This is a genomic window from Methylobacterium sp. Leaf99, from assembly GCF_001422375.1.
GTDB lineage: Bacteria > Pseudomonadota > Alphaproteobacteria > Rhizobiales > Beijerinckiaceae > Methylobacterium.
On record NZ_LMMU01000007.1, the window covers coordinates 64,044 to 82,141 of the forward strand.

Sequence of the window (18,098 nt, forward strand, 5' to 3'; positions counted from 1 at the left end):
CCCCCTAGAACAGCGGCAGCAGAATGCCGGCCTGCGCGGCCTCGGCACGGGCCAGGATCGCGTGGGCGCAGGCGATGTCGTCGATGGCCATGCCCATGGGGTTGAGCAGGATGATCTCGTCGTCCGTCTCCCGGCCGGGCTTCCGGCCGACGACGATCTCGCCGAGCTCGGCATGCAGGCGTTCGCGGGAGAACTCGCCTGCCTCCACGAGGAGGTTGATGATCTTCTTCTCGCGGTTCGACTGGTCCCAATCGTCGACCACCACCTTGTCGACCTGGAGGAAGACCGCGCGCTCGACATCCATGATCGAGACGTTGGCGAGCAGCGTGCCGCGCGCGAGCCAGGCGAAGGGCAGGTAGGGCTTGTCCGTCACCGTGCAGGTGATCACCACGGGCGCCCCGCGCACGGCGGCCTCGGCGCTCGGCGCGAGGGTGACGGCGAGGTGCGGGAACCGGTCCCGGATGCGGGCCGACAGGTCCTCGGCGGCCTCCGGGCGCAGGTCGAACAGGCGCAGGCGCATCAGGCTCGGGAACTGCTCGGCCAGCATCGCGGCCTGACGCTCGCCGATGGGGCCGCAGCCGATGATGGCGGCCTCGGTGAAACCGTCGCGCGCGAGGTGGCGGATGGCGAGCCCGGTCACGGCGGCGGTGCGCATGGCGCTGATCAGGCCGGCCTCCATCACGGCGATGGGATAGTTCGTCTCGGGATCGTTGAGCACGATGACCGCGCTGGCGCGCGGCAGGCCGCGGGCGGACGGGTTGTCGTGCTTCGAGCCGATCCACTTCAGGCCGGCCATGGGCTGCGCCCCGCCGATCCAGGCCGGCATGGCGATGATGCGGTCGGCGATGTGGTCCGTGCGCGGGCTGCGCAGGTAGGGCTTGAGCGGCTGCACGAAATCGCCGGCGGCGTGCAGGCGGAACCCCGCCTCCACGGCCTCCATGTAGAGATCGGACCGGTCGCCGCCGAGGCCGGCGATGTCGGAGCGCGAGAGGTAGCGCAGGGTCGCTGCTGTCATCGGAGCATTCCGTTGCGGGGGACGGGGATGGGCATGGGCGGGCGGTCCCGGCGGAGGCGTCGGGCCGGGGATGCGCTCCGCGCGATCAGGCGGCGCGCCGGCTGAGGCGGCGGTAGGAGGCGGCGAAGGGCCGGGTGACGCGGCGCTCGGGGGCCGGCCAATCCTCGGCGTAGACCGTGTCGAGGTAGCGCTCGCCCCGGTCCGGCAGCAGCGTGACGATGCGCGAGCCGGCCGCCAGGGTCGGAATCAGCTTGGCGATGGCCGCCACCACCGTGCCCGAGGAGCCGCCGGCGAGGATGCCCTGGCTCGCCACGAGACGGCGGCAGCCGAGGGTGGATTCCCAGTCGGTGGCGGTGATCACGGCGTCGACCTCGGGCAGGGACAATTGCTCGGGCACGCGGCTCGCGCCGATCCCCGGAATGTCGCGGGAGCCGCCCTTGGCCCCGAAGATCACCGAGCCCTCGATGTCCACGGCGACGACCTCGATCTCGGGCCAGCGCTCGCGCAGGCGCCGGGCCAGCCCCATCAGGGTGCCGCAGGTGCTCACGGCCGCGACCACATGGGTGGGGGCCGCCGGCATCTCCCGCACGATCTCGGCGCCGAGCCCGTGATAATGCGCCCGCCAGTTGTCGGGATTGGCGTACTGGTTGAGCCAGACCGCGCCGGGCAGGGTCTCGACCAGGTCCGCGACGCGCCGGACCCGGGTCTGGAGGTAGCCGCCCTGGGCATCGGCTCGCGTGACCATGTCGATCCGGCCGCCGAAGACCTCGATGAGGTGCCGGTTGGCCGGCGCGATCTTGGGATCCACCACGGCGGTGAACGGCAGCCCATGGCGGCTGCAGATCATCGCCAGGGCGACGGCGAGGTTGCCCGAGGAACTCTCGACCAGATGGCTCCCGGCCGTGATCCGACCGGCCGCGACGGCCTCGGCCACCATGTGGCTGGCGGTGCGGTCCTTCACGCTGCCGCCGAGGTTGAGCATCTCGAGCTTGGCGAAGACCGGCACGATCTCGGGCGGGAACAGGCGATCCAGGGCCACGAGCGGCGTCTGTCCGACGGGCGGTCCGGCATTCGGCATCATCGCTGCTGCTCCGTTGCTGTCCTGTGTCCGAGAGGGAGCGCGTGAAGAGATCGGACTCTTCGTGCGCTCCGACCGGTCGGCATCGGCGCTGATTGAGGACATCCGCGGCGCTTATCAAGATCATACCCGGATAAAATTCAAAATTATAAAGCTATATCATTGGAAAAATTCAAATGAACACCGTGAATTTTTTAGAAAAGAACCAAAAATTACGATTTGTTGCTCGTCGTTCATCGGTCACTCTTCGATGGTCCATTTCCACCGAGGCGATTCTGAATCTCAGGGCGCCGGAGGGGACGGATCGCGAAGGCGCGCCGCGAGGACTGGCAGAAGTTTGCCGGATCGACCCGAACCAAAGAATAAAATATCCCATATTCCTGGAATTATTATAATGTATAGATGTGCTGATCCAGCAACGATGCTTTTCATAAGAAGCTATACAGCCGGATCTGACCTTGCCGCCGCGTCGATCTTCGACGATGAAACCCGCGGAGGCGGGGCATTCGAATGCTCGCCTCCTGGTCGCATTCCGAGGGAATGCAGCGTGTTCGCGTCGCCGCCGGAGTCGTCCGATGCCAAAGATCTCAACGGCACCCCGCCGTACGGAACGCCGGTTCGGAGCCGCCGCCAGCCTGTTCGCGGCCGCCGTCGTTGCCGCCCCCGGCATGGCGCCGGCCCAGGAGGCGGTCCGGCTCGACGAACTCTCGGTCCAGGGCAGCGGCACCGGGGGCCGCGCGCCGGCGAACCCCAACGCCGTCGTCGGCCCGCCGCCGCCGCCCTATGCCGGCGGCGCGGTGGCGTCGGGCTCCCGGCTCGGCTTCCTCGGCAACCGCAACGTCTTCGACCAGCCGTTCAGCAGCACGAGCTACACGGAGAAGCTGATCCGGGATCAGCAGGCCCGCAACGTCCAAGACGTGGTCAACAACGATCCCTCGATCCGCACCAACGTCCCGGCCTTCAGCGGCATCCTCGGCTTCTTCATCCGGGGCTTCCCGGTCTTCGCCCAGGACATCGGCTTCAACGGCCTCTTCGGCGTGGCCGACGCCTTCAATCCCGCCATCGAGCCCATCGAGCGCGTCGAGGTCCTGCGCGGACCCTCGACCCTGCTCTCGGGCATCCCGCCCTTCGGCAACATCGGCGGCGTGATCAACCTGATCCCGAAGCGCGCGGGCGACGAGCCCCTGAACCGCGTCACCGTTGGCTATTCGTCCGACGCACAGATCTACAAGGCCGTCGATGTCAGCCGGCGCTTCGGCGACAACAAGGAATGGGGCATCCGCTTCAACGGCGCGCTCAACAACGGCGACACCCCCATCGACAACCAGAGCCTGCGCTTCGGCGTCGCCGCCCTCGCCCTTGACTATCGCGGCGACCGCCTGCGGGCGAGTGCCGATCTCGGCTACCAGCAGCTCGATTTCACCTCGCCCCTGCGCAACCGCTCGGTGCTGTCGGGCTTCCCGATTCCCCGCGCGCCCGACCTCACCCTGAACCAGCATCAGCCGTGGGAGTACCGGACCAGCAGCAACAAGTCGGCCGCCTTCCGGGTCGAGTACGATCTGACCGAGAACCTGACCGCCTACGCCGCCTACGGCATGGCGAACTTCCGGCAGGAATATTTCGGCGGCGTGCTGCAGATCTTCAACGCGCGCGGCGACTATCGCGACCCGATTTCCTTCATCCCGTTCCGCATCCCCAACGAGACGGCGGAGGTGGGCCTGCGCGGCACCGTCGAGACCGGCCCGGTCAAGCACAGCTTCGGCATCGCCGCCGTGGGGTTCTGGCAGGACCTGTCCCAGGTTCCCGGCGTCACTGTCGGCCCGACCATCGTGTCGAACCTCTACGATCCGGTGATCGCCGCGCCGCGCTCGCCCGCCGCCCTGTCGCGCCTGACCCCGACCACCGCCATGCGGATCAACCGCAGCCTCGCCATCGCCGATACCCTGTCGTTCTTCGACGACCGGGTGCTCCTCACCCTGGGCGGGCGCTGGCAGGACATCGACGTGAAGTCGATCAGCCCGACCACGGGCCTGCGGACGGGAGCGAGCGACAGCGGCGCCTTCTCGCCGGGCTTCGGCCTCGTGGTCAAACCCCTCGAGCGCCTGTCGGTTTACGGCAACTACATTGAGGGCCTGACCTCCCCCGCCCCACCGGTTAACGCGGTCAACGCCTCGGCCGCCTTCCCGGCCGCCGTGTCGCGCCAGACCGAGATCGGCGCCAAGTACGATTTCGGCACCGTCGGCGTGGGCTTCGCCGCCTTCCGCATCGAGCAGCCGTTCGGCTTCACCGACCCGCGCACCCTGGTGTTCTCCGTGGACGGGCGCCAGCGCAACGACGGCGTCGAACTCACCGTGTTCGGTGAACCGGTCCCGGGCGTGCGCATCCTCGGCGGCGTCAGTCTCCTCGACGGCGTGCAGGTCGCCGCCCAGTCCCCCGCGAATGTCGGCAAGGTCGCCGTCGGCGTGCCGAGCGTGCAACTCAACCTCTACGGCGAGGTCGACCTGCCGCCCGCCCTCGCACCGGGCCTCAGCCTGACCGGCCGGGTGATCTACACGAGTTCGCAATACTACGACCTCGCCAACAGCCAGAAGATCCCCGACTGGGCCACCCTCGACCTCGGCGTGCGCTACGCCACGACCCTGAGCGACCGCCCCCTGACCCTGCGGGCCAACGTCGTGAACGTGACCGGCAACAACTACTGGGCGTCCACCGGCCGCGGCATCCTGAGCCAGGGCACGCCCCGAACCGTCCTCGTCTCCGCCACGGTCGACTTCTGAACGCACCGCCGATGTCGTCGGTCTGGCGGGCGCTGACTCGAGGCAGGCCTTGCCAAGGACCGCCTTGGCGGCTCCCGACAAGCGGGTCCGGCCCTTGTCCGGTCCCGGCATCGGGCGGCCGCCGCGGCGATAACCGCCCGCGGCCCGACACGGCGGTCGGCGTGGAAGCGGCCAGTCGCGTCACCAACATTCCCGCACGCGTGGGCAGGGTCTCAGTCAGGAGGCGGGTGCCGTCGTGTCCGGGTACGTCGTCATCTCGCGCTCGGGGGGCGAGGGGTGCACATCCCTTGAGTTCCAAGGGCGGTGCGCGGTGTGCGGTGGGGGCGATTTCGTCGGGAAATGGTGGTGGGCCCGGCAGGACTCGAACCTGCAACCAGACCGTTATGAGCGGTCGGCTCTAACCATTGAGCTACAGGCCCCACGCCCATTTTCGTAGAGGGAAAGCCACCCATTCGTCCAGTGGGTCGTGTCCCTGATGGTGGTGGAGCTTGACGGTGGCGAGGGATCCCGCTTGTGCGCGCCTCACGGCACTGTCGCAGGGGGGATTTTTCACGGGGTGGTCCTCGGCGAGGGCCGGGTCGGGTTGCGACGACCAACCCCGAACCCGAGAGGCCCCCGATGACCGACGAGACGAGGCGCCTTCGTGGCGTACTGGGAAGAGACGAACGCCGATCCGATGCGTGAGATGATCTGCTTTGCCGCCGGGCGGCTGGTGGAGCTGGAGGTTGGCGGGATGACCGGCGCGGCCCATGGCGAGAACAGCGCCGAGCGACTGGCTCGGCCCAACGCCTACGCGTGGCCCCGGTCGATGCCAAAGGCCGCGTTTGGCGCTCGCTGACATGCCGGCCACCGTTCAGGATCGCGACCTGCCCCGGGATCAATCATCTAAATCGCCTCGGAAAGCCGACATTCGCCGCACAAGCTCACAGTTCCTGACCCGACAAGGTCGCGGCCGCCTGGATCAGGGCGAGATGGGTCAAGCCCTGGGGTAGGTTGCCGAGGAACGCGCCCGTGTCGGGGTCGGCCATCTCCGAGTAGGTGCCGGAGTTGCGGTCGAGCGCCTCGACCAAGGCCTCGAACGTTCGCGCGGCCTCGTCCGTCCGGCCCAGCAAGGCCATGGCTTCCACCAGCCAGAAGGTGCAGGCGAGGAAACACCCCTCCTCGGCATCCGCCCCGGTGTAGCGGTAATGGTACGGACCGCGACCGAGTTCGCGGTCGATGGCCTTGCAGGTGGCGGTGAGGCGGTCGGCCCTGCCGAAGCGGTAGCGAACCGCCAGGGCCAACGACGCGTCGAGCCTGTCGCATCCCGGATGCATCACGTAGGCCTGCTTCGCCTCCGACCAGCAATGCTCCTCGATCCAGTCTGCGATGCGGTCCCGGGCGCGGGCCCAACGGTCCTTGCACGTGCCGGGCAGATGGCCGTTCTCGGCCATCTCGACGGCACGGCTGAGCGCCTGCCAGCAGCTGATCTTCGATCCGGTGTAGTGCTGCTGTTCCGGCAGTTCCCAGATCCCGGCATCCTTCAGCTTCCAGGTCTCGGCGCACTCGTCGGCGAGGCGGGCCAGCAGGGCGCCGCTGCGCAGATCGAGCATGCCGCCGCCGGTGACGAAGCGCGCCGCCGTCTCGAAGATGTCGCCGTAGATGCCGTGCTGATGCTGCCCGGAGGCGGCATTTCCCGTCCTGACCGGACGGGATTCGCGGTAGCCGGGAAGCTCGAGTTCCTCCACCGCGGACACGATCTCGCCGTTCAGGGTGTAGAGGACCTGGGCGCCATGCTCTTCGAGGCGACGCAGGAGCCACGTCAGCGCCGCACTGGCTTCGGCGTGCGCCCCGAGCCGGAGGAAGGCCTTGATGACGTAGCCTGCGTCGCGGATCCAGGCGTAGCGGTAGTCGTAGTTCTTCTCCCCGCCGATGCCTTCGGGCAGCGAGGTGGTCGCCGCCGCCGCGATGGCCCCGGTGGGCGAGTAGAGCAGGAGCTTCAGCGCCAGGGCGCTGCGCTCGACCTGCCTCCGGTACCGGCCCCCGTAGCCGAGGCGTTCGGTCCAGTTGCGCCAGGCCTCGCAGGACACCTCGATGCGTCGGTCGATGTCCGCGACTGGCACGACGACCAGGGGCTCGTGCTCGCCGGCGACGATAGCGACGATTTCGCTCTTGCCGGGGGTCACCTCCACGTGCGCCGTGATCGCATGGTCGTCCGCGGCGTCGAGTCGGACGCCGGCGCTGTATCGGAACAGTCCCATCAGGCCGGCGACATGGAAGGCGTGGCCGCTCGCATTCGCGGACAGGAACGGGCCGACCGTGTCGCCGCGGGTTCCGAAGACCAAATCGATCCGGAAGCGGACACGCCCCTCCAATCCCTCGATGCGGCGGGCGAGCTCGGCCCACGGCAGGCGACCGGCGGGACCGCTGTTCAGGCTCTCGGTCAGACGGGCCTTGCCCGTCGCTGTGCTGAAGACCGTCTCATGCACGTTGCTGCCGTCGCGATAGCCGATCTCGACGGTGAACGGCGCATCGGGGGTCACGGCGAAGTAGCCACCCCCGTGCGGAGACAGCAGGCGGTCGAACAGCGGCGGGGAATCGAGGTTCGGGCAGCACCACCAGTCGATGGACCCGTCGGCCCCCGACAGCGCCACCGAGCGCCCTTCACCGAGGGCCGCATAGGCTTCCAGGGGAAGATAGCCGTTCTGGCGTTCAACGGACCCGCCGGTGCGGGGAAAGGGCTTCGACACGCGCAACGACTCCTGGAGAACGGAACGGATTTCCCGTGTGGTCGGCCGGGCCCGAATTTCGGGCGGGATGCGGACGACCGATACCGTGTCGTTCCGGACCGCCCGAAGCGGGCGTGCCGCCAGGCCCGACATCGACCAAGCCCGACAGCGATAGGCTTGGGTCGATTCGTAACCATCGCGGTCGGCGAGACGGTCGCTTCAGGGGCAACACCGGCAACGACGACGCGGCCGATGCCGGCGGACCGCACGGCGGGCCGTGCGCTTCAACGTGATCCGCGACGGTTCGTTGCCGCCCATCGCAACCCGCGGCGGGCGAAGCGCCCAGACGGCCATGCCCGGGGGCGAGCCCAGCTCCAAACGTTCTCCGAGGCGACCGTCAAGGTTTCGGCGCCCCGCGCCGCTGCAGCAGGAATAGGGTGGGTTCGCTCACATCCGCGCGTGTCGGGCGGTGGCGTTCGGGCGGGGAGGCGCCGAAACACGGCGCCTCCCCGCCCTGATCGGAGGGCTCAGTCCCGCTCAGCGCTTCCCGGCGTGGTCGCCGTCGCGCATCGCACCGGTCGGCTCCTGGACATGGGCTTCGAGGAACCAGAGCTGCTTGTCGACGCCGCGCGAGACCTCGGTGAAGAGATCCGCCGTGCCAGCGTCGCCGGCCTCGTCGGTGTCGTCGATGTTCTGGCGCACGGCGTTCGCATAGACGGCGTAGCGGTCGATCAACGCCGCGAGATGGTCGGCGATGGCGTAGGCGTCGAGCGGGTACGGCGCCAGCTGCGATGCGGCGGCGACCGCCGTCGCCGTGCCGCGCGCGGTTCCGCCGAGCTGCGTGATGCGCTCGGCCACCTTGTCGTTGTAGTCGTCGAGTTCGTCGCGGAAGCCGTCCAGCATCAGGTGGACGCCGATGAACTGTGGGCCCTTCAGGTTCCAGTGCGCCTGCTTGACCGCCAGAGCCAGATCGATCCCGTCCGAGAGGCGCGCGTTGAGCGCGTCGGTGGAGACCTTCTTCGCGTTGGACTTGGTGTCGTTCTGGGTCTCGTGGAGCCGCTGTCCCGAGGTGGAGTTCGTGTTCGCCATGATGGGGTTCCCGTTGTGTCGACGGAGGGCCGAGACGCCCTCCCGCCGCGTGATGCGTTCGATGTCGTGATCCGCCTGGGGCCATCCGAGACGATCCCGTCGCGGACACGGCCCTGCCGGTGATGGACATCGCCTGTGCGCCGATCCCGCGCGGCGGCCTCGACGGTGCCGTAGGGAATCGACGCGAGACGTCCTCGCTCCATTCAAGACCGCCATGGCGCGCCGGTTCCTCCGCACCGGTCGAACGCACCGACGATGATCATCCGCGCCTGCCGATCCGGCGGAGTCGTGAGGCACAAGCCTGCGTCCGGCCATCCGGGACGGCGCCCGCGATCCGGGGTGAGGTTTCGCCGACCGCGCTCGGCGCCACGGTGACGAAATCCCCTTGGGGAAGGCGGCTTCGCGTCGTCCCGGGAGCCCTGGATCTTCGAAGGGCCGGGCCGACCGCCTCTGATGGTCCTCGGCCCATCGGATGGATCGGGTGACCTCGTCGACGGGCCTCTCGATGTCGGACAGGCTGCCGTGCGGTCTTGCGGTGGGTTTATGCATGCCCGCCGGTCCCCGGCGTCGCCTCAGCGCGCTTCGACCTTCGTGCAGGTGAAGGCGACGGGAAGCGTCCTGCCCCCCTCCGCGATGACGCTTCGCATCGTCGTCTACAGCCTCAACGTCCCGCACCCGGCTCGTGGATCGGGCAGCCGTTGAAGCGCTGGCGGAACTCGGCCGAGTGCTTGTAGGGCGCGTTGCGGGCGCGGTTGATGTTCCCCAGCGGCCGGTGGGCGGCGAGCCCGGTCCAGATGCTGAAGCGCATCTCCTCGTCGACCGCCTGAACCCGGGCCGCGTCCCAGCTGTCCTGCGGCTTGGCGGTGATCAGGCCGACCCGCTGGAACGGCGCCTCGTCCTGCTTCCACTCCACCGTCGGGTCCTCGACGGGCTGGCGTTCGAGGTCGCGGCAGAGTTGCACCCGGAACTCCCACACGCCCTCGATGCCCGCCATCTCGGACTGCACCGTCTCGCGGATCGCGTTCGGGCGACCGGAGGCGTCGATTTCGGTGCCGGTCAGCGCGGTCAGCCCCGGCGCGACGGGCGCGATCGAGAACTTGGCGATGTAATCGCCGTACCGGAACGGGGTGACGCTGTAGTAGGTCTCGCCGAGCGGATCGACATTGGGCGCACCCCCGAGGGATCCGATGGTCGGGCTCTCGATCCCGACCATCCCGAGCACGGTGTTGACGTTGCGCAGCACCGCCGAGGCGGCGACCTTCACACCCTCCATCCGGTCGGTGGTCTTGGCGAGCAGCTTGAGGCTGCCCAGGAACTTCTTGGTGTCCGGCGCCTGGAACACGGTCCCGTTGACCATGATGAAGTTTTGGGTCGTGCCCTCGGCGCCGGGCAGGCGCTCGCCGTCCACGTCGAGGACCTTCAGGGCGAGGCCGCGGGGCAGCGAGACGGCATCCGGCAGGATGTCGCCGGCGTTGGTCGACAGCCTCATGAAGACCTTGTGCTCGCCGGCCTTCGCGAACAGCCCCTGGGCCAGTTCCGGCGGGAGGCTCGGGTCGATCCGGAGGATGCCCTCAAGGATCCCGTGCGACTTGGCGTGCACGGACCTCACGGCGTGGCCCGAATCGTCGGCGACCGTCTGCAGGATGGTATCGAAGGTCTGGTTCAGCCCCTCGATGGTCTGATCTTCATCGGGTTTCACCACCTCGACGTCGGGGCTGTAGCGGACAGGCGCTTGCAAGATGCCGAACTCCAGAATTTTTCCTGACAGCGAAAAAACCGCGCTCGCCTCCGTCCGTTCCTCGTTCGCACGCGCTTCAATCAGACGTGAACGGTCGTCCGGAACGCCCGAACCCAGGGGGCGCTTGCCAGTCCGACGCCGGCTTTGAGGCCCAGAGCATCCACCGCCCGGCCGGTCGAACGGATCGCGCCGACAAGGCAACCTCGCCGGCGCGGGCAGGTCCAACTTGTCAGCGTTTGTCACCGAGACCATCGTCCGCCGAACGCGCGAATTCGCGACCACGACGGGATCGAAGCCCCGGCAGCCGGCGAGACCATCGCCACCATGACACGCGAGCGCGCAACACGAGGCCCTGCAGAACTCAGCCGACGTCGCCCTGCCGCTCGGGACCTCGCTGCCGTCAGGGCTTGGCGCAACGAAGTCAGTGCGAGCACATCTGCGCGGCACTTGTCGGCGCGTTCGCGCTTCCAGGTCTTGGCATGGCGCCGAACGGCATCGCAGCCGAGCCCGCGCAGCGCCTCGTAGATCCGGATCGGCGTCATCCGCCCGCCGGTGGACTTACCAGCGTGGCTTGCGAGCAGCCGATCGAGATCGTCGCGTGATGGCGCGAGCTCGGGCAACGGCTGCACTTCGCGCTCCCAGGCGAAGGCGGTGGCCCCCGATCGGCTGACCTTCCGGACCCTGGTCAGGCCGGCTGCTCGAACAGGAAGCCGTCGACGGCCGGAATCGTCACGGCGAGGCTGGCGCCGTAACTCGCCTTCGTGACGCGCCAGGGACGCTCGGGTCGGGCGCGGATGGCTTCGGAGGGACGCAGGCGCCGGAGCGCGCCGTCCGCGTCGATCTCCTCGATGGTCAGGAAGCCGTAGACCTGGAGGCGGGCGGCGATGAGCTTAGTCTCGCGGTCGCCGGCGGCCACCGCCAGGGTGCCGGTGGCGTAGACCGCATCCATCACCGCGCGCTGGTCGCCGCGGCGCGTGGCGTTGGTGGCCTTGCGCGGGGGGCTCGCCCCACGGGGCTGGGCCGGGGGCGGGGCCGCCCGCCGGAACGGCACGACATTGTCCATCCTTGCCGGAACGCTATCCATCACGCCGTCACCCTCGTCTCACGCAACGCAGGCCGGGGAACGATCGGTCCACGGCCTGCGCTGACACTTCGACGGTTCGGCTTAACGGCCGCTTAGCCATGCCGGCGCCGGACCCGGCCCCGGCGTCCCGAAACGAGGCGGATCAGGCGAGGCGCGTGGTGAAGGCGCCCTGCGTCTTGGCGCGGATTTCGTCCTCGGTGACGCCGTCGGCGAGTTCGACGAGGGTCATGCCGCCGTTCCCCTTCTTGTCGATGGTGAAGACGCCGAGATCCGTGATGACCATGTCGACCACGTGGGTGCCGGTGAGCGGCAGGTCGCATTCGGCCAGGAGCTTCGGCGCCTCGGAGCCGTCCTTGCCCTTGGCGACATGCTCCATCACCACCACGACCCGCTTCACGCCCGCCACGAGGTCCATGGCGCCGCCCATGCCCTTCACCATCTTGCCGGGGATCATCCAGTTGGCGAGGTCCCCGTTCTCGGCCACCTGCATGGCGCCGAGGATCGACAGGTTGATGTGCCCGCCCCGGACCATCCCGAAGGAATCCGACGAGGAGAAGTAACTCGTGGTCGGCAGTTCCGTGATGGTCTGCTTGCCGGCGTTGATGAGGTCGGGGTCCTCTTCGCCCTCGAACGGGAACGGGCCCATGCCGAGCATGCCGTTCTCCGATTGCAGCTGCACCGACATCCCCTCGGGGATGTAATTCGACACCAGGGTTGGAATGCCGATGCCGAGGTTCACGTAGAAGCCGTCGCGCAGTTCCTTGGCGGCGCGCTCCGCCATCTGTTCGCGGGTCCAGGCCATGGGGTGTGTCTCCTGCGTTCTCGTCAGACGGCGGCGGGGGGGATGGCGGGCTCGCCGCGCGTGCGCGTCGTGCGCTGCTCGATGCGCTTCTCGCGGATCGCCACGTGGATCATCCGCTTGATGAAGATGCCCGGGGTGTGGACCGCGTCGCCGTCGATCTCGCCGGGCTGCACCAGGTGCTCGACCTGAGCCACGGTCACCTTGGCGGCGGTGGCCATCATCGGATTGAAGTTGCGCGCCGTCTTCCGGTAGACGAGGTTGCCCTCCGTATCGCCCTTCCAGGCGTGGACGATGGCGAGATCGGCGAACAGGCCGCGCTCCATCACGTAGCTCTCGCCGTCGAATTCGCGGACCTCCTTGCCCTCGGCGATGAGGGTGCCCACACCCGTCTTGGTGAAGAAGGCCGGGATGCCGGCTCCGCCGGCGCGGATGCGCTCGGCCAGGGTGCCCTGCGGGTTGAACTCGATGGCGAGCTCGCCGCCGAGGTACTGCCGGGCGAATTCCTTGTTCTCGCCGACATAGGACGAGATCATCTTGGCGACTTGGCGGGTCTCAAGGAGCTTGCCGAGGCCGACGCCGTCGATGCCGGCGTTGTTCGAGATCACCGTGAGGTCCTTGACCCCCGATTCGCGGATCGCGTCGATGAGTTCGTCGGGGATGCCGCACAGGCCGAACCCCCCGGCCATCACCGTCATTCCGTCCTTGAGGAGACCGGCCAGGGCCTCCGTCGCATCGTTGCGTACCTTCTTCATGAACGCCCTCCCCCAAAGGTCTCCGGCAACGGTTCTCGAGCCTGCCGTCAGCATCGCGCTTCGTTGCGGTTACGCCAAGCAATTCGTGATGACCAGCGGGGGGTTACGGTGCTCCCCGACAGGTCCGTGCGGGTGTCACCCGATTCGGACGCCAACCCGCGCCCCGACATCGACCGGTGCACGGCCGTCCGCCCCGGGAGACAAACCGCTCCGGAGCGGATAGGAGTTTGGATCGCATCAGCGTTCGTCGCCGGGTGGGGGCGCCCGCGACGACCATCGGCTGGACGTGCCGGAAGGGTCCGGCCCGCCCTCCGCACGGAGTGCCCAGTCGCTGCGACGTCTCGTTCCCCTTCTCGGCCTCGGTGCCGTCGCGGCCGGTCTCGCGGGCGCCTGCCTGCCCTGGACGGTGCCGACGCAGCGCGCGGTCGCCTTCGTCGGTGGTCCCCTGGCCCAGAGCTACGGCATCGCCCTGACGGCTTCCGGCCCGGCGGAGGTGGCGCTCCTGCCCCTGCCCCGTCTCAGCCTCGGGGGCGTCCGCTTCGCCGCGACCGCGGGCGATGCCGCGCCCCTGGCCGAGGGCGGGGCCCTCAAGCTCCAGCTCAACCTGTTCGCCCTCCTCGCCGGGCGGATCGAGGTCAACACCGCCTCCCTGGAGGGTGGGACCGTGAGCCTGCCCACCCGCGACGACGACGCGCGCTGGGCCGCCCCGAGGGCCCAGGCCGCCCGCCTCGTCGAGCCCGGATCCGCCCATCCCCGTCGCCTCACCCTGAGCCAGGTCACGGTGACGGGACGCGACCCGCGCGACGGCCGGGTGCAGACGGCCCGGGAGGTCGATCTCACCGTGTCCTGGCCCAGCTGGAGCGCGCAGGTCGATGTGGCCGGCGCGTTCCGGTGGAACGCGGTCCCGGCCCGCTTCACCCTCACCGGCCTGCGGGTCGCCGACCTCGCCACGGGTGCGCGCAGCCCGTTCGCCGCCACCGCCGACTGGCCGGCGGGCAGCCTCTCCGTGGAGGGCGAAGGCTCGCTCGGCAGCGGCTCCCCGGACGGAGGATTGGCCCTCACCGGAAGCGCCAGCCTCCGGACCCGGTCCCTGCCCGAGACCCTGGGCTGGATGGGCGGCGATCTGGCCTTGTCGCCGATGATCGAGGCGTTCGCCCTTGCCGGCGCCTTCGAGGTGCGGGACCGGACCCTGCTCCTGCCGAGCCTGCGTCTCGACGTCGGCGACAATCGCTTCGAGGGCGCCGGCTCCGTCGCCCTGGCGGGGGGACGTCCGGCCATTCAGGCGACCCTGGCGGCCGAGACCCTCAACCTCGCGCCCCTCGTCGCCGAGACCTTGCGCCTGTTCGGGCTCGATGAGGCCGAGGCGGCGGGCTGGAGCGGCCGCAGCCTCGCCCTGCATCCCCTCACGGGCGGCGACCTCGATCTGCGGGTCTCGGCCGGCGGCGCCCGGATGGGCCCGCTGCTGTTCGAGGACGTCGCCGCCAGTGTCCTGGTGCGCCGGGGCGGAATCGAGGCGGCCCTGAGCCGCGCGACCCTGCAGGGCGGCCTCGTGAAGGGGCGCCTCGGCCTCACCCCTGCCGCGGACGATCCGCGCAGGACCGAGGTCAGGCTCCAGGGCGCCTTCGACGGCCTCGACCTCGGTGCCGTCCTGGTCGATCTCGGCCAGGACCGCTGGGTGTTCGGGGCCGCGCGCGGGCAGGTCGCCCTGGAGGGCGCGGGCGCGACGCCGGACGTGCTCATGCGACACCTCGACGGACGCGCGACGCTCGCCGTCGACGGCGGCGCCCTGGCGGGGATCGATCTCGCCGACGTCGTCCATCGCAACGGAACCCCCGCGGCCGGAGCCTTGGCCCGCCGCAACGGCCGCACGGCCTTCGAGCATGCCGGCCTGACCCTGCGCGTCGTCGATGGTGTCGGGGAGATCGCCGATGGCGTCCTGCGGACGTCCGCCCTGACCGGGACCCTGACGGGTGCCGTGGTCCTGCCCGAGCGCCGCTTCGAAGCGCGGGCGCAACTCCTGCCGCGCGCGGCCGCCGACGGCACCGCGCGCCCGGGACCGACCTACGCCATCGCGGGCCCTTGGGACGCCGTCGTGGTCCGCAAGGCCGCCCCCGAGGATGGCGGCGGCCTGACATCCACCGGTGCCCTGCGCCCCGGGACCGCCGGCAGACCGGGCCTGCCGGCGGCGGCTCGCGCCTACGCGCCCTGAGACCGCGTTCACTTAAACGGCGCTGTGACGGCTATCGGGCCGTTCGGACGGCGCCGAGGACCCTTGATTTTCCGCCCTCGCGCCGCGGTCAAGCGGTGCCCGCATGGGACCGGTCGCCTCCGCGCGCCGACAGCCAGGAGGCGCCGAGGACGATGAGGGTCACGCCGCCCACCAGCAGGGTCGAGGCGGCGTTGATCTCCGGGTTCACCCCGAGACGGACCTGGCTGTAGAGCCGCATGGGCAGGGTGGTGGCCCCGGGCCCGGCAACGAAGCTCGCGATGACGAGGTCGTCGAGGGACAGGGTGAAGGCGAGGAGGAAGCCCGCCGCCACCGCCGGGGCGATGAGGGGCAGGGTGACGGTGGCGAAGACCCGCAGCGGGCCCGCGCCGAGGTCGGCGGCGGCCTCCTCCAGGGTGCGGTCGAACCCCTTGAGCCGGGCGCCGACGATCACCGCGACGAAGCCGAGGCCGAGGGTGGCGTGCGCCACCACGAGGGTCACGAGGCCGCGCTCGAAGCCGGTGGCGACGAAGAGCAGCAGGAGGGCGAGCCCGGTGATCACCTCGGGCATCACCATGGGGACGTAGAGGAGCCCGGTGAAGGCGGAGCGGCCGGGAAAGCGCCCGCCACGATCGAGGGCCAGGGCCGCGAGGGTGCCGAACAGGGTGGCGAGTGCCGCCGCCGCCAGGGCGACCCGCAGGGAGACGAGGGCGGCGGCCAGGAGCGGACCGTCGGCGAACAGCACCCCGTACCAGCGGGTCGAGAATCCGCCCCAGACCGTGACGAGGGCCGAGGCGTTGAACGAGAACGCCACGAGGACGAGGATCGGCCCGTACAGGAATGCGAGCCCGAGGCCGAGGGAGAGGCGACCAAAATGGCTCACCGGACCGCGTTCCGGTCCGGCGTGCCGGATTCGCGCAGGAGGACGAGGGGCACGACCACGAGGGCGAGCATGAGGATCGCCACCGCAGAGGCGAGGGGCCAGTCGCGGTTGGAGAAGAACTCGCTCCACAGCACGCGCCCGAGCATTAGGGTGTCGGAGCCGCCCAGCAGATCCGGGATGATGAACTCGCCGACCATCGGCACGAAGCACAGGAGCGCCCCGGCGGCGAGGCCCGGCCGGGCCAGGGGCAGGGTCACGCTCCAGAACACCCGGATGGGCGAGGCGCCGAGATCGGCGGCGGCTTCGCGCAGGTTCGGATCGAGGCGGACCATCACGGCGTAGAGCGGCAGCACCATGAACGGCAGGTAGGCGTAGGTCAGCCCGACGAGGATTGCGGCCTGCGTCCCGAGGATCTCGAGGGGGCGATCGATGAGGCCAAGGCGCAGGAGGGCGGCGCTCAGGAGCCCTTCCGGCTTCAGAATCGCGATCCAGGCGTAGATGCGGATGAGGAAGCTCGTCCAGAACGGCACGATGACGAGGGCGACGAGGAGCGGCTGTAGTCGCGCCGGAGACCGCGCCATGGCGTGAGCCAGGGGCGTGCCGAGGAGCGCCAGGATCAGGGTGGCGAGGCCGGCGAGCCACAGGGATTGCAGGGCGGCATCCCGGTAGAGGGCGTCGCCCAGCAGGGTCTCGAAATTGGTAAAATCGAGGGCTTCGAGGAAGCTGCCCCAGCCCACCGGTCCGGCGCTCCAGTCGAGGACCGGCAGGTAGGGCGGTTGCGCGGTGGCCGCCGCGGACAGGCTGATCTTGAGGACGATCAGGGCGGGCACGAGCACGAAGGCGGCGAGCCACAGGGCCGGCACGACGGCGATGAGGCGGGCGGGCCGCTTCATGCCGGAAGAAGCCGGCAGGCTTCGGGGTCGAGGTCGAGGCGGATCGCGGCGCCGACCCCATGCGGGTCCGGCGCGTGTCCGCCCGCCGGCCCGCTCGCCCGCAGGAGGGTGCCGTCCGCCATGCGGACCTGTCGGCGGATGCGCTCGCCGAGGAAGGTCACGTCCGTGATCGTGCCGGCCGGACCCACCCCGGCGCCGAGGCCGACGCGTTCCGGACGGATGACCAGGGTCGCTGCCTCCCCCTCCCCCGGCGTGGGGCCGGACGCGCGGGCGCGCACCGGACCGAACCCGGTCTCGACCACGGCCCAATCGCCGTCCCGCCCGCTGACCCGGCCGGGGATCAGATTCACGTCGCCCAGCAGCCCGGCGACGAAGCGGGTCGCGGGGCGCTCGTAGAGGGCGGCGGCGTCCCCCACCTGCACGAGGCGGCCCCGGTCCATCACCCCGATGCGGTCGGCCAGCGCCATCGCCTCGCCGGGAGCGTGGGTGACCATTACGAAGGTGATTCCGAGGCGGCGCTGGAGGGCGCGCAGCTCGCCTTGCGTCTCCTCGCGCAGGCCCCGGTCGAGGGCGCCGAGGGGCTCGTCGAGGAGCAGCACGCCCGGCTCGCGGGCGAGTGCCCGGGCCAGGGCCACCCGCTGGCGCTGGCCGCCCGACAGGGTGTCGATCCGACGCGTCCCGAAGCCGTCGAGGCGCACGCGAGCCAGAAGGTCCCTCACCCGGCCGGCCCGGTCCGCCCGGTTCAGGTTCGTGAGGCCATACGCGACGTTGCCGGCGACATCCCTGTGCGGGAACAGGGCGTAGGACTGGAACATCATGTTCACCGGCCGCCGGTGCGGCGGCAGCCCGGCCAGATCCCGCCCGTCGACGCGGATGAGACCGGCGCTCGGCGTCTCGAATCCCGCCACGAGGCGCAGGAGGGTGCTCTTGCCGCAGCCCGACGGCCCGAGCAGGCAGAAGAACTCGCCCGGCGACAGGGCCAGGGAGACATCCGCCACGGCAACGCCGTCACCGAACCGCTTCGTGACGCCTTCGAGATCGAGGCGCGGCGCCGGATCCGTCCCGTCCAAGGC

General features: G+C 70.0%; 13 protein-coding genes, 1 tRNA gene and 2 pseudogenes. 3 read left to right on the forward strand and 13 right to left on the reverse strand.

What is annotated here, in order from left to right; translation table 11 throughout:
- Positions 1-4 precede the first annotated feature (4 nt).
- Positions 5-1,015 (reverse strand): 2,3-diaminopropionate biosynthesis protein SbnB, encoded by a 1,011-nt coding sequence (gene sbnB, locus ASF28_RS11375; protein WP_056092247.1) that lies wholly within the window; start codon positions 1,013-1,015, stop codon positions 5-7.
- Positions 1,016-1,100: 85 nt separating this feature from the next.
- Positions 1,101-2,096 (reverse strand): 2,3-diaminopropionate biosynthesis protein SbnA, encoded by a 996-nt coding sequence (gene sbnA, locus ASF28_RS11380; RefSeq protein ID WP_056092251.1) that lies wholly within the window; start codon positions 2,094-2,096, stop codon positions 1,101-1,103.
- Positions 2,097-2,668: 572 nt separating this feature from the next.
- Here sbnA and ASF28_RS11385 point away from each other — a divergent pair.
- Complete coding sequence (locus tag ASF28_RS11385; RefSeq protein ID WP_200912673.1) at positions 2,669-4,870, forward strand: TonB-dependent receptor; 2,202 nt, start codon at positions 2,669-2,671, stop codon at positions 4,868-4,870.
- A 343-nt stretch (positions 4,871-5,213) separates the two neighbouring features.
- Here ASF28_RS11385 and ASF28_RS11390 read toward each other — a convergent pair.
- Positions 5,214-5,289 (reverse strand) — tRNA-Ile (locus ASF28_RS11390).
- A gap of 199 nt (positions 5,290-5,488) precedes the next feature.
- On the opposite strand from ASF28_RS11390, the pseudogene ASF28_RS22505 reads away from it, so the two are divergent.
- Positions 5,489-5,663, forward strand: a pseudogene (locus tag ASF28_RS22505) (IS256 family transposase); the annotation flags it as partial.
- 130 nt (positions 5,664-5,793) lie between these two features.
- Here the strand turns inward: ASF28_RS22505 and ASF28_RS11395 are convergent.
- From ASF28_RS11395 to ASF28_RS11420, 7 genes and pseudogenes are all read right to left on the reverse strand, one after another.
- Positions 5,794-7,599: a glycoside hydrolase family 15 protein gene (locus tag ASF28_RS11395; RefSeq protein WP_056094074.1), complete on the reverse strand. Its 1,806-nt coding sequence runs from the start codon at positions 7,597-7,599 to the stop codon at positions 5,794-5,796.
- A gap of 516 nt (positions 7,600-8,115) precedes the next feature.
- Entirely contained in the window at positions 8,116-8,667 is a 552-nt protein-coding gene (dps, locus tag ASF28_RS11400) for a DNA starvation/stationary phase protection protein Dps (protein WP_056092254.1), read from the reverse strand.
- A gap of 661 nt (positions 8,668-9,328) precedes the next feature.
- Positions 9,329-10,405, reverse strand: a complete 1,077-nt coding sequence (locus ASF28_RS11405; protein ID WP_056092257.1) for a catalase family protein — start codon at positions 10,403-10,405, stop codon at positions 9,329-9,331.
- 455 nt (positions 10,406-10,860) lie between these two features.
- Positions 10,861-11,085, reverse strand: a pseudogene (locus ASF28_RS22510) (IS21 family transposase); the annotation flags it as partial.
- 5 nt (positions 11,086-11,090) lie between these two features.
- A complete protein-coding gene (locus tag ASF28_RS11410) occupies positions 11,091-11,489 on the reverse strand; it encodes a hypothetical protein (RefSeq protein WP_056092260.1) in 399 nt (132 codons plus the stop codon).
- 142 nt (positions 11,490-11,631) lie between these two features.
- On the reverse strand, positions 11,632-12,291 hold the full coding sequence (locus tag ASF28_RS11415; protein WP_056092264.1) for a 3-oxoacid CoA-transferase subunit B: 660 nt from the start codon (positions 12,289-12,291) through the stop codon (positions 11,632-11,634).
- 23 nt (positions 12,292-12,314) lie between these two features.
- Positions 12,315-13,043, reverse strand: coding sequence for a CoA transferase subunit A (locus tag ASF28_RS11420; RefSeq protein ID WP_056092267.1), 729 nt, complete (start codon positions 13,041-13,043; stop codon positions 12,315-12,317).
- A 286-nt stretch (positions 13,044-13,329) separates the two neighbouring features.
- On the opposite strand from ASF28_RS11420, the gene ASF28_RS11425 reads away from it, so the two are divergent.
- Positions 13,330-15,252: an AsmA family protein gene (locus ASF28_RS11425; protein WP_056092270.1), complete on the forward strand. Its 1,923-nt coding sequence runs from the start codon at positions 13,330-13,332 to the stop codon at positions 15,250-15,252.
- A gap of 88 nt (positions 15,253-15,340) precedes the next feature.
- Here ASF28_RS11425 and ASF28_RS11430 read toward each other — a convergent pair whose 3' ends face one another.
- From ASF28_RS11430 to ASF28_RS11440, 3 genes are read right to left on the reverse strand one after another with little or no spacing between them, the layout of a single operon-like run.
- Positions 15,341-16,132, reverse strand: coding sequence for an ABC transporter permease (locus ASF28_RS11430; protein WP_056092273.1), 792 nt, complete (start codon positions 16,130-16,132; stop codon positions 15,341-15,343).
- On the reverse strand, positions 16,129-17,025 hold the full coding sequence (locus ASF28_RS11435) for an ABC transporter permease (protein WP_082476508.1): 897 nt from the start codon (positions 17,023-17,025) through the stop codon (positions 16,129-16,131). The genes ASF28_RS11430 and ASF28_RS11435 overlap by 4 nt, the downstream gene beginning before the upstream one ends.
- Complete coding sequence (locus ASF28_RS11440; RefSeq protein ID WP_056092276.1) at positions 17,022-18,095, reverse strand: ABC transporter ATP-binding protein; 1,074 nt, start codon at positions 18,093-18,095, stop codon at positions 17,022-17,024. Before ASF28_RS11440 ends, ASF28_RS11435 begins: the two co-directional genes overlap by 4 nt.
- Positions 18,096-18,098: the final 3 nt, after the last annotated feature.

Coding starts and splice junctions, on each gene's coding strand:
- sbnB (WP_056092247.1), bottom strand. CDS start 1,015: ATGACAGCAGCGACCCTGCGCTACCTCTCGCGCTCCGACATCGCCGGC.
- sbnA (WP_056092251.1), bottom strand. CDS start 2,096: ATGATGCCGAATGCCGGACCGCCCGTCGGACAGACGCCGCTCGTGGCC.
- ASF28_RS11385 (WP_200912673.1), top strand. CDS start 2,669: ATGCCAAAGATCTCAACGGCACCCCGCCGTACGGAACGCCGGTTCGGA.
- dps (WP_056092254.1), bottom strand. CDS start 8,667: ATGGCGAACACGAACTCCACCTCGGGACAGCGGCTCCACGAGACCCAG.
- ASF28_RS11410 (WP_056092260.1), bottom strand. CDS start 11,489: ATGGATAGCGTTCCGGCAAGGATGGACAATGTCGTGCCGTTCCGGCGG.
- ASF28_RS11415 (WP_056092264.1), bottom strand. CDS start 12,291: ATGGCCTGGACCCGCGAACAGATGGCGGAGCGCGCCGCCAAGGAACTG.
- ASF28_RS11420 (WP_056092267.1), bottom strand. CDS start 13,043: ATGAAGAAGGTACGCAACGATGCGACGGAGGCCCTGGCCGGTCTCCTC.
- ASF28_RS11435 (WP_082476508.1), bottom strand. CDS start 17,025: ATGAAGCGGCCCGCCCGCCTCATCGCCGTCGTGCCGGCCCTGTGGCTC.